The organism is Paenibacillus sp. ClWae2A, assembly GCF_032452295.1.
Lineage (GTDB): Bacteria > Bacillota > Bacilli > Paenibacillales > Paenibacillaceae > Paenibacillus.
Map to the genome: position 1 here is coordinate 732,398 of NZ_JAULSQ010000002.1, position 15,728 is coordinate 748,125.

18 protein-coding genes and 1 pseudogene are annotated in these 15,728 nt (G+C 44.6%); 7 read left to right on the forward strand and 12 right to left on the reverse strand.

Features of this window, described 5'->3' with window-relative positions; translation table 11 throughout:
• Nucleotides 1–9: 9 nt before the first annotated feature.
• The 4 genes from QVE09_RS09275 to QVE09_RS09290 all read right to left on the reverse strand — a co-directional run bounded on the left by QVE09_RS09275 (nucleotide 10) and on the right by QVE09_RS09290 (nucleotide 4,719).
• The gene (locus tag QVE09_RS09275; RefSeq protein ID WP_315936577.1) at nucleotides 10–1,851 is read right to left on the reverse strand and encodes a sensor histidine kinase; all 1,842 of its coding nucleotides are present in this window, start codon (nucleotides 1,849–1,851) and stop codon (nucleotides 10–12) included.
• A gap of 14 nt (nucleotides 1,852–1,865) precedes the next feature.
• Nucleotides 1,866–2,735: a carbohydrate ABC transporter permease gene (locus tag QVE09_RS09280; RefSeq protein WP_315936888.1), complete on the reverse strand. Its 870-nt coding sequence runs from the start codon at nucleotides 2,733–2,735 to the stop codon at nucleotides 1,866–1,868.
• Between the two features lie 201 nt (nucleotides 2,736–2,936).
• Nucleotides 2,937–3,827, reverse strand: a complete 891-nt coding sequence (locus QVE09_RS09285) for a carbohydrate ABC transporter permease (protein ID WP_315936578.1) — start codon at nucleotides 3,825–3,827, stop codon at nucleotides 2,937–2,939.
• Nucleotides 3,828–4,032: 205 nt separating this feature from the next.
• Complete coding sequence (locus tag QVE09_RS09290) at nucleotides 4,033–4,719, reverse strand: HAD family hydrolase (RefSeq protein ID WP_315936579.1); 687 nt, start codon at nucleotides 4,717–4,719, stop codon at nucleotides 4,033–4,035.
• Between the two features lie 294 nt (nucleotides 4,720–5,013).
• Here QVE09_RS09290 and QVE09_RS09295 point away from each other — a divergent pair, with 294 nt between their 5' ends.
• On the forward strand, nucleotides 5,014–6,732 hold the full coding sequence (locus tag QVE09_RS09295) for a methyl-accepting chemotaxis protein (RefSeq protein ID WP_315936580.1): 1,719 nt from the start codon (nucleotides 5,014–5,016) through the stop codon (nucleotides 6,730–6,732).
• 165 nt (nucleotides 6,733–6,897) lie between these two features.
• Here the strand turns inward: QVE09_RS09295 and QVE09_RS09300 are convergent, their stop codons facing one another.
• Complete coding sequence (locus tag QVE09_RS09300) at nucleotides 6,898–7,869, reverse strand: Gfo/Idh/MocA family protein (RefSeq protein ID WP_315936581.1); 972 nt, start codon at nucleotides 7,867–7,869, stop codon at nucleotides 6,898–6,900.
• Nucleotides 7,870–8,280: 411 nt separating this feature from the next.
• Between QVE09_RS09300 and QVE09_RS09305 the strand changes: the two genes are divergently transcribed.
• The 4 genes from QVE09_RS09305 (at nucleotide 8,281) to QVE09_RS09320 (ending at nucleotide 11,878) form a co-directional block, all read left to right on the forward strand.
• Nucleotides 8,281–9,912 (forward strand): thiamine pyrophosphate-binding protein, encoded by a 1,632-nt coding sequence (locus QVE09_RS09305; RefSeq protein WP_315936582.1) that lies wholly within the window; start codon nucleotides 8,281–8,283, stop codon nucleotides 9,910–9,912.
• Between the two features lie 12 nt (nucleotides 9,913–9,924).
• Nucleotides 9,925–10,293 (forward strand): carboxymuconolactone decarboxylase family protein, encoded by a 369-nt coding sequence (locus QVE09_RS09310; protein WP_017689521.1) that lies wholly within the window; start codon nucleotides 9,925–9,927, stop codon nucleotides 10,291–10,293.
• A 187-nt stretch (nucleotides 10,294–10,480) separates the two neighbouring features.
• Entirely contained in the window at nucleotides 10,481–10,831 is a 351-nt protein-coding gene (locus tag QVE09_RS09315; RefSeq protein ID WP_091032592.1) for a hypothetical protein, read from the forward strand.
• Between the two features lie 54 nt (nucleotides 10,832–10,885).
• Entirely contained in the window at nucleotides 10,886–11,878 is a 993-nt protein-coding gene (locus QVE09_RS09320; protein WP_315936583.1) for a 3-oxoacyl-[acyl-carrier-protein] synthase III C-terminal domain-containing protein, read from the forward strand.
• 170 nt (nucleotides 11,879–12,048) lie between these two features.
• Here the strand turns inward: QVE09_RS09320 and QVE09_RS09325 are convergent.
• Nucleotides 12,049–12,432, reverse strand: a pseudogene (locus QVE09_RS09325) (manganese catalase family protein); the annotation flags it as partial.
• 89 nt (nucleotides 12,433–12,521) lie between these two features.
• Here QVE09_RS09325 and QVE09_RS09330 point away from each other — a divergent pair.
• Nucleotides 12,522–13,094, forward strand: coding sequence for a hypothetical protein (locus QVE09_RS09330; RefSeq protein ID WP_315936584.1), 573 nt, complete (start codon nucleotides 12,522–12,524; stop codon nucleotides 13,092–13,094).
• A gap of 43 nt (nucleotides 13,095–13,137) precedes the next feature.
• Here the strand turns inward: QVE09_RS09330 and QVE09_RS09335 are convergent, their stop codons facing one another.
• The 6 genes from QVE09_RS09335 to QVE09_RS09360 form a co-directional block, all read right to left on the reverse strand.
• The gene (locus QVE09_RS09335) at nucleotides 13,138–13,473 is read right to left on the reverse strand and encodes a YolD-like family protein (protein ID WP_315936585.1); all 336 of its coding nucleotides are present in this window, start codon (nucleotides 13,471–13,473) and stop codon (nucleotides 13,138–13,140) included.
• 13 nt (nucleotides 13,474–13,486) lie between these two features.
• Nucleotides 13,487–13,780: a hypothetical protein gene (locus tag QVE09_RS09340; RefSeq protein WP_315936586.1), complete on the reverse strand. Its 294-nt coding sequence runs from the start codon at nucleotides 13,778–13,780 to the stop codon at nucleotides 13,487–13,489.
• A 2-nt stretch (nucleotides 13,781–13,782) separates the two neighbouring features.
• The gene (locus QVE09_RS09345) at nucleotides 13,783–13,986 is read right to left on the reverse strand and encodes a hypothetical protein (protein WP_211085462.1); all 204 of its coding nucleotides are present in this window, start codon (nucleotides 13,984–13,986) and stop codon (nucleotides 13,783–13,785) included.
• A gap of 147 nt (nucleotides 13,987–14,133) precedes the next feature.
• On the reverse strand, nucleotides 14,134–14,487 hold the full coding sequence (locus QVE09_RS09350) for a DUF1878 family protein (protein ID WP_315936587.1): 354 nt from the start codon (nucleotides 14,485–14,487) through the stop codon (nucleotides 14,134–14,136).
• Nucleotides 14,488–14,506: 19 nt separating this feature from the next.
• A complete protein-coding gene (locus QVE09_RS09355; RefSeq protein ID WP_315936588.1) occupies nucleotides 14,507–14,995 on the reverse strand; it encodes a hypothetical protein in 489 nt (162 codons plus the stop codon).
• Between the two features lie 155 nt (nucleotides 14,996–15,150).
• Nucleotides 15,151–15,366, reverse strand: a complete 216-nt coding sequence (locus tag QVE09_RS09360; RefSeq protein WP_211085465.1) for a helix-turn-helix domain-containing protein — start codon at nucleotides 15,364–15,366, stop codon at nucleotides 15,151–15,153.
• Between the two features lie 113 nt (nucleotides 15,367–15,479).
• Here QVE09_RS09360 and QVE09_RS09365 point away from each other — a divergent pair, with 113 nt between their 5' ends.
• Nucleotides 15,480–15,617, forward strand: coding sequence for a hypothetical protein (locus QVE09_RS09365; protein ID WP_211085466.1), 138 nt, complete (start codon nucleotides 15,480–15,482; stop codon nucleotides 15,615–15,617).
• The last annotated feature ends 111 nt before the right edge of the window (nucleotides 15,618–15,728 follow it).

Genomic DNA, 15,728 nt, shown 5'->3' on the forward strand with positions numbered 1-15,728 from the left:
TGCCCCTCCTCAGGTGATCGGAATCGTGATAACAACCGTTGTTCCTACATCTGTACTGCTATGAAACACAATCGTGGCCACATCCCCATAGTGCAGGCTTAATCTTCCATGGAGATTGGATAGGGCATAACCCTTGCGTCCCCCGTCAGGAACATCCTCAGCATAGATACTGGCTACATCCATACCACATCCATTGTCAGCCACCTCCAGCCGTAGTGTGTCACCCTGACGATCAATGCGGATCAGGATAACGCCCAAATCTTCTTTGTCATTGAATCCATGCAGGATGGAATTCTCGACCAAGGGCTGAAGCAATATTTTTAAAATATCAACAGCGTAACAAGAGGGGTCCCCTACCTCAATCCGATAAACGAACAGATCCTCGTAACATTTTTGCTGAAGCTGCATGTATTGTTCGACATGTTTGATCTCCTGCTCCACACTGGTGATGTCTTTCCCATCATTCAGTCCCAGACGGAATAACAAGGATAAGGAGACGATCATCTCACTTACATCCTTCTTCTCTCCACTTTCACTTTTCCAGAACATCGTATTAAGCGTATTGTAGAGGAAATGAGGATCAACCTGCGCCTGGAGCGCCTTGACTTCAAATCGCCGTTTGTCTTGCTCCGTTGTCCGTACTTCTTCAAACAGAATCTGAATCTGGTCCAACATCCGATTGAAACGATGCCCTACAGCGCTGACTTCATCGTCATACTTGCTGCGAAACCGTACATCCAGGTCATTGGACTCCACCTCAACCATCAGGCGTCGCAGTTTGTTCAGTGGCTTCAGCAGAGCGGAGGCCACCAGACTGGACAACCCGAGTGCAAGCAAAATGCAAAACAACATGATCAGGATGATCAGCCAGCGTATCTTTTGGAGGGGGGACAACAAGTCAGCCTTGGACTGTACACTTACCATGACCCAATCCTCGTTCATCGACAATGCCGAATAGTTAACAAGCATGTCCTCCCCCTGATCGTTCCTGTAGGTGAAATCCCCAGCATCTCCACGACTAAACTGTTGGGTGAAGTCAGGCTCCATAATGAAATCGTAATTTCGGGACCTGGGCCGAATGACTTCATTTCCGTTTTTGTGCAGCAAAAACAGTTGAATCTGGTTATTCATGAGATCCTGCGTCAGAATGTCCCGCATCGCCTCTTCCTTCATATTGACGACCATATATACATTCGAATAGGTATGATTATCGATCACAATGGGTTTGAGCAACAGAGATAACACATTTCCTTGGGATTGGAATAATTGACTCTGATGTGAACCAAACCACATCGTATTCCAGCCTTGCAGCTTCACGTAGCGTCCGTATTCCCTGTTGAACGAGTTATTACGACTAGGAAAGTCTTTGGTCGAGAAAAAATCACCGATGGGTGTTGTCAGATATGCGGTATCAATCAATGGCTCTACGAGCTTCAATTGAGCAAACGATGTTTGCAGCAGCGAGAGATTCTGATAATAATGAGATGTGTTATTTTTTCCCACGTCCTTCATGACCTGGGTGAACGTTTCATTGAGCATAAAAGAAAAAGAGGATACAACAATGTGCCTTAGATGTTCATCCATAACCTGCACTGATTTGTTCAGAATACTTTGTTTCAGTTCAAGTGCATTCTGCTCAATGCTTCGTGCAGCAAAGAGATAAGAGCATATCCCGGTCACACTGATGCATAAGACCACGAGAAAAATGTACAGCAGCTGTATTCTTTTTTTCAGGGACATTTTATAAAAGTCGAATATCATCGGCGCTCGCTCCTTGAACACGGCTTGGCCCGTCCGCTGTGAATTAAAATGAGTATAGCACAGTGGAATAACCCGTAAAACCGTTTCCATGATTGTGCTCACGCCTATCCTTTCACAGCTCCCAAGGTCACCTGCATGAATGATTTGTTGGCAAAAATATAAACGATGAGCAGCGGCAAAATGGATAGACAGGCTCCGGCCATCATCAGTTGAACCTCAGCAGCAGCTCCGATGCCATATCGCAGATTAGCCAGCCCAACGGGCAAAGTCTGCAAGTCCGGATTGCTCATGGTGAACACAAAAGGAAGAATATATTCATTCCAAGAACTCTGGAATACACCCAGACCTGCAACGGCGAGTCCGGGGCGCAGGAGCGGAAGAATAATTCGCCAGTAGGTGGTGAAAAAATTACAGCCATCAATCATCGCCGCTTCATCCAGTTCGCGCGGGATGCTCTTGAAGAAACCAATGAGAATAAAGTATGTGGCAGCGTGTGCGCTGATCAATATAATAATAACGCCCCACAACGTGGTATTCAGCCCCAGCTTGACCATGAGGTCAAATTGCGGACGCAGCACAACCGCGCCTATGGAAATAAACAGAGTAGATGCCATGAGCAGGGTGTACCCCTTTTTCCCTTTGAAATTCACTCGATCCACAGCGTAGGCTGACATCGAAGCTACCAGCAGCGTGCCAACTGTTGTACTGATGCTAACAAACAAGCTGTTCATCGTAAAACCCGAAAAATTGGCGGTTTTCCAAGCCTGAGCATAGTTGGAGAACTGCCAATTTTTCGGCCAGATGGTAGCTCCTCCGGTCAATTCCTGGTTCGTTTTGAAGGAACCGAGTAATACAAGTATGATGGGGAAAAGCGACAGCAGAGCGATAGCGATCAAAAACAGCCAAAGTACCGTTCGTTTAGTCCAGCGAATGAGTTGGGGAGACCCTGAGGGCGCAAGCACGTTTTGAGTCATCATCGTTTCCTCCTGATAATTTATACGTGTTCAAACAGTCTGTTTTTCAGTACCGAGAAGATGGAATGAAGCTAGAAATGGAGTAGCAGAGCGTAGGGAAAACTACGTGAGCAACGGACATTTCGGCTGAATTTCATATTCGATGCTGATGATGCTGCTAAGCATGATTCGTAATCAAAAGCGGACTTTTTGAACAACCTTTTAATAGACATCGTTGAGCTTTTTGGATATCTGGAAGTAAATAAGCGTCACAGCCCCCACGATGAGAGCCGTTGTGAAACCGACCGCACTGCCATAACCGAGCTGCTGGAGTGATTGTGTGTCAGCCGACACGGGAAACAACAGTTTGAACAAGTACAGATACATCACCTCTGTTTTGCCATACGGCCCCCCTTCGGTCAGCACCATAATACTCTCGTAACCTTTCAGCGCCGTGGTAATCGCCAGCATGATGATCATCTGCAGGACAGGACCCAGCAACGGAATCGTTACATTCCGCAGTTTCTGAAACTCACTCGCTCCATCCAGCGATGCCGCCTCATAAAGCTCTTCAGGAATGCTCTGAAGTCCCGCAATGAACAACAACATATAGTTGCCCACAGCCCCCCAGATGGCGATGATAATGGTCGTCAGCATGGCATGCTCAGCCCCCAGCCAGCTAATGGATTCGGAGATCACATGATACTTGAGCAGCAATTGGTTCAATATTCCGTTATAGGAGTTGAAAATAATAAAGAATACAATCGCCATGACCGAAGCGCTAAAAATAGTGGGAAGATAATAGATCGCCCTAAAGAGGGATCGCCCTCTCCATTTGCGATTCAGAATAATCGCCAAAGTTAACGACAGTGGAATCGTAACGACGAGTTTGCCCAGGGCATACACACCCGTGTTGCCTACAGAATCCCAGAATTGCCCGTCACGCAAAATCCGTCCAAAATTATCAAGCCCGATGAAGACAGGCGTCCCGATGCCTTGATAATCATACAACATGTAACGCAGCGCCCATAACAGAGGATAGATCCCAAATACAAGAGTTAGAAAAAGACTGGGAAAGATGAACATATAGGCATGTACTTTGGATGGTTTCACCAGAATCGGACCCCCTATAGCTTTTGAATGAAGTATAGAGGGAATATGAAGGAAAGCGGGATAGGGAAATCAACTTTCTACAGGGGAGAATGTGACTGCATGACCAAACAAAAAAACCTGTATTCAACGAATTTCCGTTGAGTCTACAGGTTCATATCATGTGGTTCGTAATCTTAAATCTCAGTATACGTATGCAGCGTAGAGGCTACTCTGCTTCCTCATACAGACGCAGCAGTTCTGTAAAATCAGAGATGAGCACATCTGAGCCTGCAAGCTCCTCATCACGACCGAACCCGGCATAGGCACAGCCAATGACCGCCTGACCGTTCATTTTACCAGCTTCCACATCAGAAGAGCGATCCCCTACCATCCATGCGTCCTGAATACGATGTTTCTCAAGCAGGATCTGCACCAGATTAATCTTGGAGGGAGTCTTGTACTGGCCTGCACTGTATACCCCTTCAAAGAAAGGCATAATCTCGTGTGCAAACGCCACACCCTTCACATAGTCCTCCAGCCCGTTACTTGCGACAAAAAGTCGCACTCCTTGTTGTTTTAATGCTTGCAGCGTTTCTTTCACCCCAGGATACAATTGAGAACTTCCTTGATCAAGCCCCTCAATCTCCAGCTGAAGCAGCAGTTCGTCTGCACGGCGATGTGCCGCTTCCGATGCCTCAGGCATAACCACTTTCCATATATCTTCGAGCAACATGCCCAAACTTCCCAGCATCCGTTCCTCGGGTGGAGTTTCTCCTTCAAAATGCCCTTCGGCACGCAATGTATCAAATAGTTGCTGGTAAGCTGGCAACAACAGGGTCTCTGTCTGGAACAGCGTACCATCCATGTCAAAAATCATCGCTTCCGGTTTGAGCAAAACCTTCTCTTCATTCATGTCCAATGTTCCTTTCGGATTGGGATATTGTATATGTAATTGGAATCGTTCCCTTCCCATGATAAACATAACGTTTGAACGTGTAAACCAACCAATGTAAAAGATCATCAACCCCAACCTTATACAACATCAACCAAACATTATATTGTAGTTCAACAAACTATATACAAAAGAAGTTTCTTTACGTATAATACTAAAAAATAGTGCTTTAGACACCTAATCTAAAGACCTACAATTATCACATTTCCGGTTTTTTCGACAACTACATATACCCCATAGAGAGGAATAACAAACATGAAAAAGCGAAAGACCTTTAAGATTTTTTATAAGATCGGATTAGGATATTTACTTGTACTGGCTGTACTGGCTGGTTGCATCCTGCTGATTCAGAACAGCACAAGTCAGCTCCAACGGGAACTGGATTTTCTGGTCGATCACGATATGAGGGTACATGCCCTCACCTATGAACTCGAAAGAAACATGGTAGATATGGAAACAGGTCAACGCGGTTACATCATCACGGGTCAGGACAATTACCTCGATCCTTACACCCAGGGAAAAGAGCAACTTATTACACTCAGAGATGAACTTGCGGCTTTAATTTCGGATAATCCGGCTCAACTTGCACTTTTGGAAGACATACATACTACTATGGAGAACTGGGTCCAGGTCGCTGGTGAACCTGTGGTCGCCCTTCGCCAAGCAAATAATACGCAGGCCATTCGAGATTTTTTCGCAGATGATCCAGGTAAAAGAGACATGGACCAGATTCGCACTGCTCTCGATACGTTTCGAACCAACGAGCATACGTTAACCGATAACCGTACAGAAGCGCTGAAGCAAAAAAACACACTACTGAACTTGGAACTGTATGGGGCACTTATCGTTGTGGCCATTATCTCGTTCATCACTGCATTGGTCCTGTCACGTGCCATTGTTAGAAACATTCGTACCGTGAAGCAGGCATTAAATGACATCGGTTCTTCCAATGGTGACCTGACACTGAGAATCGCTACACCAATGAAAGACGAAACCCGTGAACTCGCGGAGGCAGCCAATACAATGCTCACTGGTTTGCAGCAAATGATGCTGGACGTTCAGAGCAATGCCATGATTCTGAGCACAGCTTCGGATCGATTGGATAAAGGGGTTGCCGATAGCCATCTTGCAGGAAAAGAAGTTGCCACTGCCATGGAACGCGTGGCTGAAGGCGTTGATGAACAGGTTGCTCTTACGCAAACCATGGTAGCTGCGATGCAACAATCCCTCAACGGGCTTAATCGTGTCGCCTCCTCGGCAAGTGACGTGGCAGGCCGTGCAGTTCGTACCGAATCCATTGCCGTGGATGGGCAACAGCGCATTGATAATGCTGTAGGTAAAATGAGTTCAATTGAGCAATCCTTCCTCTCTGTACAGGAAGCCATTAATGAAATTTCGAAGATGTCTGATCAAGTGATCAACATTGCAGATTCAATGTCGGGTATTGCAAGACAAACCAATCTGCTTGCACTTAACGCCGGAATTGAAGCTGCCCGCGCTGGGGAAAATGGACGCGGCTTCGCTGTCGTTGCCGCGGAAATCCGTAATCTTGCAGACCAAAGTGCAACATCAGCCAAAGAGATTACAAGTATATTGGAAACCGTGGTAACAGGTGTTCAAAGTACGGTGCAGGTGGTTGATGAGAGCACTCTACATGTGAATGAAGGATTGCGGACCATTGAGGATGCAGGTAATGCTTTTTCAACCATTACTCAGCATATTCATAACCTCAGTGGTGAAATTCTGGAGGTATCTGCTGTTGTCGAAGAGTTAACTTCCGGTAGTGAGGCTGTGATGAAGTCCATCAATGGAGTATCGGCTGTTGTGGAAGATACTGCATCAGCCACGGAAGAAGTATCTGCGATGACGGAGGAACAACTTGCTTCTCTGCAGGAAATGTCTGACACGTCCAAGCAGTTGAATGAAATGTCCGATGCACTTGATCATCTGGTTAAGCGATTCAAGCTGGCGTGACCTGAATCAACATACCGATAAAATTTCTATATAGCTATATCCTGCGCACATATTAAAGGAAAGAAGCATCGCAGACAGGCACACTTGGGCCACTGCGATGCTTCTTTGTTCTATGGAGAGTTGATCCATGAAGAGCTACAACGGGTACCTCTATATCAGAAACTCTTATCTCGATTGTTCCCTGTTCCGCAACGCTTCAAGCACCAACTGTGCCTGATACCCATCGTTAAAATCATATATCTTAGCTGGTCTGCCTTGTATACGGGCAATGACATGTTTAAGAACCGGCAATTCACTGGCGGATTCAAGCACTTCTACTGGAGACAGTGGTTGCCCCACCAGACCCGTCTTCAATTCTTCCCAATTTTCCAGAGCAATTGTGCCTTTTGTGCCGTACACCACCATGGATACACGTTCTTCCCCCGCAAATTGAGAGATGCCATTTAGCTGAATTCGAGTCCCGTCTTCCAGTTCCATTGCAGCCTGTACTTCTAGTTCACAGTCTCCATTCTCAGGATATTGAACCTGAGTACTCACTACCCGGATGGCACCAAACACCTTTTGAATCATATGAATCCAGTGAATCCCCACTTCAAGAATAAATCCACCTTGTTCCCGGCTCGTAATCCATGCATTCTGTTGCCATGATCGTGGCCACTGCGGGAATTGCAAAATCAAATCTATTTTGCGAATCGCCCCTACAGTACCCTGCTCGATCATCTCTTGCAACTTCAGCACGGAAGGTTCATGCGGCATAGAGAAATGGATGGCATGAACAACGCCCGCCTGCTGCGCTGCATCCAGCATCTCTTTGGCTTCTTCTACACTATTGGCAAGCGGTTTCTCGCAGAACACATGAATTTTGCGCTCCAGCGCTTCCATGACAACCGGATAATGAAATTTCGGCGGAACTGCAATATACAACAGATCAATCTGATGTTCATTCATCAATTGCTTGTAATCCGTATACGTCCTAACTCCCCGATTAGAAGCTGCAAAAGACGCCAAACCTTCCTCATTCGCATCACACACCGCTACAATCTCAATCTTTGTATCCATCTTTGTATTCTCGATTAGATGAACCATATGTAATCCCATTTTACCCAGACCAATCAGAGCCATCTTGATGACTGCCATTCCATCCCCTCCCAATTCCTTTCCAGTATAGCAGAAAGCAAAGAATTGCGAATGCGATGCATTGATACGAAAAAAAATAAAGCTCTAGCTTTCAAGTCGCTATTAGTGGCTGAAATTCATCATTTACAGTCATTATTTTACATTATTTGTAACTTCGTTGCGATTGGGTAATTCGTTTCAGGTATATATAACCAATTATTTTTACTTTATCCAGCAACACTTAAAGCGTTACCAACTTAAGAATCAGGAATTTAGACTCACAAAAACAGGTTGACAAAAAACCACAAAAAAAGATACTCTTCCTAATAACAATGAATATTTCCTCTTACAACCTTAGACAGTAACTTGCATTCAACAAATGGAATATGCGTATGGTTCTAATAACCTATTTCATGAAGCGAGGTGTCCTGCATGAGAACAGTTGCGGACTATTTGGCAGAAACTCTGCGTAATCTAGGCGTTACTCATGTCTTTGGTATTATTGGTAAATCCATCTGTCCTGCTGTCCTGAAAATGGTGGATTACGGATTAGAGTTCATTCCAGGCCGTCATGAATCCAGCTCAGGTTTTGCCGCATCCGGTTATGCATTACAGACAGGTAAGCTCGGCGTTGCCTTTGCCACATCCGGCCCAGGCGGAACCAATCTGCTTACTGCAGCAGCCCATGCAAAGGCCAACAATCTGCCTGTACTGTTTATTACGGGTCATCAATCCATTCAGGAACTGGGGCTCCCCCAGTGTCAGGATTCCTCTTCCTATCTGGCTGATCTGGCCGAGATGTTCAGGCCTGCCACGTTATTCAGCAAACTGGTTGAGCGTGGAGATCACTTCGGCACACTACTGAATCATGCCCTCTCCCTTGCACTCGGCCCCAATAAAGGCCCTGTTCACCTTTGTCTACCTTTTGACGTACAGACTGAATTGTTATCTCAATGCCGGATTGTCATTCCCGAACCCGAACCTCTATTTAGCCTATCTAATCTGAATCGCATTCTTCCTCTCATTCAACAATCCAACCGTCCCTTAATTATTGCTGGTAAAGGTGTAAGTCGCGCCAGAGCCCATGATGAATTGCTTCAATTGGCCGAATCGTTTAACATTCCCGTCATTACTACTCCTGGCGGAAAAGGAGCGATTGCGTGGGACCATCCCCTGTACCATGGACCTTGTGGTGTTGGAGGTTTCCCGCATGCAGACGACATGCTGAACCAAAGTGACCTCTATATCGTACTCGGTTCACGTCTGAGTGACATGACCATCTGCAATCTGAAGCCTGATCATCATCCGGCACACCTCATTCAATTTGACGCTGATCCTACATTTGTAGGCAAGATTCTGAGCGCTCAAACCTTACATATCACCGGTGATTTGAAGGATAACCTGCAATATTTGCTGGGCACATTAGAAGACCTCCCTACTCCTGTGAGAAGCACGCCACCCATGGATTACACTGTCCCTTTACCAGATCTCCCCCAACTGTCTCTGGCTTCTGTGCTAGATGGAATGAGCGATCTGCTTCCGTATGATCATAAGCTGTTTGTTGATGATGGCAGCCATGGATTTCATGCGGTTCAGCGATATAAAGTCAAGAAACCAGGCAGCTTTGTTTTTGACGCTTACTTTGCCTGCATGGGGAACGCCATTGGTATGGCGATAGGTGCAAAGGCCGCTTCACCTGAAGAGACCGTTGTATGTATCACCGGGGATGGATGTTTCATGATGCTGGGGACGGAGATCAATACTGCGGTATGCAACAATTTGAATGTCATTTTCATTGTTGTTAACAACAAACAACTGGACATGGCACTCAAAGGAATGGAAAAAACAACAGGCAGAATTGATGGCACATTATATGAAGTTCCTATGGATGCAGCCAAATTTGCCGAATCTCTCGGTGCGGTTGCATTTCGAGCAGAGACCCTTGCTGAGTTCTCATCTGCGCTGAACACAGCCCAGACGTTGAATCAGGTAACTGTTATTGAGCTTCTGACCGATCGAGATGAAATTCCACCCACGGCTCACCGCACCGTAACTTTGAATTAGGAGGAGCAGATCATGAGTGAACATGTAGCTCAGGGACTAGACCGTTTCGCGAAACTATCTGGTGAGTATGGCGCAAGAGCCCTCGCACCCATCAAAGAACATTTTCCCGAATTGTCGGAATTTATTATGGGTACGGCATACGGGGATATTTTTCAGCGCACTACGATTACGGATCAATGGAAGGAAGTTGCTATCATCTCTTCGTTGATCACCCAAGGACAGTATGAACAATTAGGGGTGCATTACACAATGGCGCTGAGCGTGGGAGTGACAGTGGATCAACTCAAGGGAATATTGCTGCATCTGGCACCATGTGTGGGTGCTCCACGCATTATAAGTGCATTTAATATTTTGCTTGCCACCTTGGACGAAATACAGTAATTCACTTTTCTACATTTTTATACATGATTCGACTTTTTTATTGATCTTTTTACATTCCTACCTTTATAATATGGTTAAATTATCCTTCGAACCAGCTCGCATCTTAGAAGCTTTCAGCAGAGGTCCTATGAGGCTGTGTATTCATTAGCGGGATAGCCTTAACTCATTTAAAGGAGAGAGATCAAGCATGGGAAATTTCATTCTTAAGACTGACGTTCCGAACAAGGTGTTAAACATTGAACTGGAGGGTTCTTTCTCTCAAGAAGACGGTTTGCGTTCCATCTCGGCCTATCAGGATACGATCGCTCCTCTTAACACCAAGGAGTATGACCTGAACATCGATTGCAAAAAGTTGAATGTTACTGCGCCGGAGATTGTTCCTCTTCTGGAAGGCTGCCTTCAAATGTTCAAAAAAGATGAATATAAAAAAGTCGTGTTGACCCTCGAGAACAACGCGATTCTAAAAATGCAATTGTCCCGACTTGGTCGGTCTGTTGGCCTGGACAATCTCGAAATCATATCTACCGTTACCACTTAATAAACCAGGCGGACAAGCTGTGAATTCACCCTTCCGCTCAAGAGGAGAATGAAGATGGCCGGAATTCGTATTGTAGATATCGATATCTATCATCCAGCAACCAAGGTGCACAATGATTTTTATATTGAACATTTTGATGCAAGAGGTGTAGATATTCGTGGATTGTTACAGGCACTTGGTCGTGATACACGTTATAAAATTGACAACGATGACGAAAACTCACTAAGCATGGCCTTTGAGGCAGCCAGTAATCTACTGGAGAAAACCGGACTCACCGGTGCAGATATTGATCTGATTGCTTATGCAAGCCAAACGCCAGAATACATCTTTCCTACGAATTCCTTGATGATTCATCGCCTGATTAACGGGGCTTCTCACACGATCTGTATTGACAGTAACGCCAACTGTGCAGGCATGACTGCTGCTTTCGAACAGGTTAGCCGGCAGATGCTGGGCAATCCTCGAATTCGCCGGGCCTTAATCATCGGCTCGGATTACGTGGCTCCTCACGCCAGTCCCGATGATCCCGTGTACTTCGCCAATTTTGGTGATGCAGCAGCGGCGGTTATTGTAGAGCGGGATGAACACGCTGTCGGTTTCATTGATTCCATCTATCAGACGGATACCTGCGTGTATGGTAATTCTCTTTTTCCTGCAGAAGGCTTGGCGAAATTGGGCAAAACGGGTGTAGATGCGGGTGCCTTTCATGTGAAATTCATCCCATTTGATGATTCCATCTGTGTAGATGCTGCTTCCGAGTCCATTCGTACCTTGCTGACACGTAACGAGATTGGACCAGATGAGATCAAAGCCGCCTGCTTCTCCCAGCTATCCATTAGTAACATTCGGGCTGTATCCGAGAACGTTGGCATTGGTGATGATATTGCCGTCTATATCGGAGATGAGTTCGGCTATACCTCAACCAGCAGTCCGTTCATCGCATTTCATCGAGCGGTTACAACCGGTCAGATTCAGCGTGGTGACAAAGTGTTGTTCTGGACCGTTGGAGCCGGGTGGCAAAATGTTGCCATGGTGGTTGAGTATTAGGCCTTAATTCGCCAAAATAATAACCAGGACGATCCCTTTTCTTTCAAAATGGGTCGTCTTTTTTATTAGAAAGCAATCCAAATTTCAGCACATACACTTCTTCTAGCTCACCATTTCTTCAAAACAAAAAGCAGCCCTCACCGGACTGCCAGGTTCCTATTTCCACCTGTTCAAAAAATCTTCTTCGTATCCCGATCGTCTTTCAGAATCTCCACGGCCTCCCGGAAACGTAAGGAATGCACGATCTCCCGTTCCCGCAGAAACTTCAGACTATCCTGCAGATCCACGTCATCAGTCAGGTCGATTAACCATTGATATGTAGCTCGGGCTTTCTCTTCTGCTGCAATATCCTCGTACAGATCCGCGATTGGATCTCCCTTCGAAGCAATGTATGCTGCCGTAAAAGGTACACCTGAGGAATTCGTGTAAAATAAGGCAGAATCGCGCTGAGCATAGTTAGGCCCAAGTCCTGCTTCTTCCAGTTGCTCCACCGACGCGTCCTTTGTTAACTTGTAGATCATGGTGGCAATCATTTCCAAGTGGGCGAATTCTTCTGCACATCGTAGTTATCTATCATAGAAGAATAAAATCCACTGCCAAGCATATCTATTTTATGACCTTGCCGCCGAAGGGAGCATTATTGATGAGTATGAATATTCGTGGACCAAAAGGATCTAAAGTTCGTTTTGTGAATAGAGGTGGATGGGATGGTGAGTACGAACGAGCTGCTGAAGTTTTAGAACACGGGAAAGTTTATACGATCAAAAGAATTAATGTTTATCAATCTTCTTCTGAAGTTTTTCTTGAAGGAATCAATGAAGGATTCAACACTATATTCTTCGAGGATGTTTACGAGACTGAGGATGGAATCGATTATGGACGTATCAGAGAACTGACGAATGTTCCATTTACTGAGTATGTTAAAGATAAAATAAAGGCCGCATTAGCTTGGAGAATATTGGAGCACTGCTTTATATCGGTAGATGACTTTGGCTGTGATCCGAATGATCCAGATGCCGATGAGCCTGATGCTCCTGTAATAGTAGTCGATGTTAAAGTTCGCGGAGCGCTATATACTTTCTGGTACAACACCGATTCAAGAGAGTATAATCATTCGATTCTTGGTGAAGATGTCGTGAACAGATATCTTGCGATCACCAAAGGACATCGACCCGATCTTCCTGGTGTTTATGTCTATAATCCTACAGAAGAATAATCATAAGAAAAGAGACCGGACAATTGAACCGGTCTCTTCCTATTTATATGCTTGCTTTTATGATCTCTTCTATCTTAATCCAACTATAATCCTCGTCACCACGTTCAATTTTAACTCTCCTGTTTGGTTTGTCAATTGATGTAATGACACCCCGCAGCTCCTCGTCATCAAATGGGCTGAACACAGTTAACGTTACTGATCTGCATTCCTGGTACGATTCAAAGATAGCTTCTTCAATGAGCTGGATTCCTTGTTCATCCAACACCGGCTTTCCTCGTCTTTTTTGCAGTTCCATCTCAGCCAAATACGCCTCTCGGTGTTCGGGCAAAATCATTCTGGAACCTTCGTAAACGCCGTTCGCCGTCAATTTGCTTGCCACGTTGCACTCCTCCTTAATATTGGGTCCAGTAACTTAAATCGTTTGACTGCGCCTGTGGCGGTACCTTAGGAAGCTTAGGCTTTTCCGCTTCACGTTCCCAGCCTTCCAGGATAACAAGATTGCTGGTGTCAGACCTGTCTTCCCAATGTATGTACTCCGCTTTAATTAGAGCATCAAGAGCAGCCATAACATCCTGCTTACCCTTACCCGTCTTAACCGTAAGTTCATGAATTGTCGGTAATCGTCTGCGACCGCTACTGTAATTAAACAAGATCCTCAAGATCTTACGTTCGTAATCCGTTAACATGTTTATGCCCCCTGTGCTGTCGTCATGATCGGATGGCATGCCAGTAAACCGGATTCCTTAAATGTCCGCGGCTGCCCTGACAATAGATCATCAGCTTTGATCATCCCGGATCGTATGCTTTTGACCTGGATACGACGTTTCGTGATCTTTCCGCTTTGATCCTCATAAATGATTTCAACTAACCAACCCAAGTATTTCACTGGCATGTTCATCCCTCCAATAAGAACGTTTGTTTGTATTATATGCGAATGTACGTTCGTTATTCAACATGAAAAAAGCTCCATCCGCAGATTTACTGCAAGATGAAGCTTTTCCAAAACCCTTCAAAGTCAAAATTCGTTGCTTTGATACGCTTATAAGTATTTTTGTAAAGATAGGTAAGGTGTCATTTTCACAGCATTTCTTAACAGTTCGATAACACCCTTAGTATGTGCTATTCTCGGATTTGGAGATAGAATTGGGACTAAGTCATCAACCAGTTCTTCCAATGTAGGAATTTTCACAGATGGATCTTTCTCGGCCGCAAGATTTGCTCGAACACATAATTTTAATACATTCTTAATTGAATTATACTGATCAACGTTTAGTTCATTTGCAATCACCCAATCCCACAATCGATATTCCTCGGGATCTACAGCAATTTGCCGTAGGAGCGTAACGTATAGTTCCAATCTTTCCACTTTCTCTTCTAGTGATTCGTTTGGCATAGTATTATATTACTCCTTTTTATAAGAACAACATTACTACATTAGCAATTCTATTAGCCACTGAACTGCTAATAGATCCTTGAGCTACGCCCATAATAGCTTGTACAATGGCATTTTGAACTTGTTCTTCAACCGCATCACCTAAAGAAGCTAAGAAATCCAATTCATTAGTAATATTCCAACTTGCTTCATCCCAGGCATCTTTCAGTTTATCGCCAGGTAAGAGATCACGAATTGTATCCGAGTTATTCTTTACGAATTTGGACAATGCCTTAATTGTAGCGGCTGCAACCTTTGCCTTACCTTGAATTTCAACATTATCGTTACCAGGGGCTGCATTAATAGTTTCATTTACAATAGGATTTACTGAAGGCGTTGAAATAGTAGTTTCAATATCAGTAATGATTTTTTCTTGTGGCAAACTAGAAGCAAAGGCACCGACCGATGTTCCTACCATCATAACACTAGATAATGCGAAAGCAACTCCAACTTTCCACGCTTTGTTCAACAAAAATATCACTCCTTAATTGGGATTATGTTACATTTTTTATAATATATCAATTCACACACTCTATCAACCACATATTGTAAATAATTGTGTATATTTTGTTAAAATGGAAATGTATTCTTTTCTATATCACGCAAAAAAAAGGAACAACTGGATTACTCCTGCTGTTCCTTTTTATATTCAATCAATTGCGTTATATCGGTAAGTTCTAATGCCACCATGATTTTATTCAAGTTCTCAGGTGACCAAGCTTTGGACTTGTTTTCGGCCATATCAGATACAGTATTCCATCTGATTCCTGTCATGCTGCTTATCTGTCGAGGATTCAGCCCTCGTTCATTCATAAGTTCATTTAATCTCAACCTAATCATCGTTATCACCTCAAAAAGATCATACACCATAACACGAAACATTTCAACGATTATCGTTGACATTCAACGAATTTCGTTGTATAATTATAAATGTAAGGAGGTGAACAACAGCAATGAAAACATTGGATTGGGTCTTGCTCCTAACAGCTATAGCAAACATGACGACGGCCATCGTCAATATGCTAAGTACCACCGCTAAGAGCAAGAAAAAGAAAAAAGGAACCAAACGACGCGCACCACGCAAACGTTAAAAGTTCCCGAGTAGGCGGCTAACACAGCGCCTGCTCACCCCAATCTTATCATAAACGGCAATTAAATTTCCACTAGGAGGGCTTAGGATGTACATTGCAATCTGGACCATC

Coding starts and splice junctions, on each gene's coding strand:
- QVE09_RS09275 (WP_315936577.1), bottom strand. CDS start 1,851: ATGGAAACGGTTTTACGGGTTATTCCACTGTGCTATACTCATTTTAAT.
- QVE09_RS09280 (WP_315936888.1), bottom strand. CDS start 2,735: ATGACTCAAAACGTGCTTGCGCCCTCAGGGTCTCCCCAACTCATTCGC.
- QVE09_RS09290 (WP_315936579.1), bottom strand. CDS start 4,719: ATGAATGAAGAGAAGGTTTTGCTCAAACCGGAAGCGATGATTTTTGAC.
- QVE09_RS09295 (WP_315936580.1), top strand. CDS start 5,014: ATGAAAAAGCGAAAGACCTTTAAGATTTTTTATAAGATCGGATTAGGA.
- QVE09_RS09300 (WP_315936581.1), bottom strand. CDS start 7,869: ATGGCAGTCATCAAGATGGCTCTGATTGGTCTGGGTAAAATGGGATTA.
- QVE09_RS09305 (WP_315936582.1), top strand. CDS start 8,281: ATGAGAACAGTTGCGGACTATTTGGCAGAAACTCTGCGTAATCTAGGC.
- QVE09_RS09310 (WP_017689521.1), top strand. CDS start 9,925: ATGAGTGAACATGTAGCTCAGGGACTAGACCGTTTCGCGAAACTATCT.
- QVE09_RS09315 (WP_091032592.1), top strand. CDS start 10,481: ATGGGAAATTTCATTCTTAAGACTGACGTTCCGAACAAGGTGTTAAAC.
- QVE09_RS09320 (WP_315936583.1), top strand. CDS start 10,886: ATGGCCGGAATTCGTATTGTAGATATCGATATCTATCATCCAGCAACC.
- QVE09_RS09330 (WP_315936584.1), top strand. CDS start 12,522: ATGAGTATGAATATTCGTGGACCAAAAGGATCTAAAGTTCGTTTTGTG.
- QVE09_RS09340 (WP_315936586.1), bottom strand. CDS start 13,780: ATGTTAACGGATTACGAACGTAAGATCTTGAGGATCTTGTTTAATTAC.
- QVE09_RS09345 (WP_211085462.1), bottom strand. CDS start 13,986: ATGCCAGTGAAATACTTGGGTTGGTTAGTTGAAATCATTTATGAGGAT.
- QVE09_RS09350 (WP_315936587.1), bottom strand. CDS start 14,487: ATGCCAAACGAATCACTAGAAGAGAAAGTGGAAAGATTGGAACTATAC.
- QVE09_RS09360 (WP_211085465.1), bottom strand. CDS start 15,366: ATGATTAGGTTGAGATTAAATGAACTTATGAATGAACGAGGGCTGAAT.
- QVE09_RS09365 (WP_211085466.1), top strand. CDS start 15,480: ATGAAAACATTGGATTGGGTCTTGCTCCTAACAGCTATAGCAAACATG.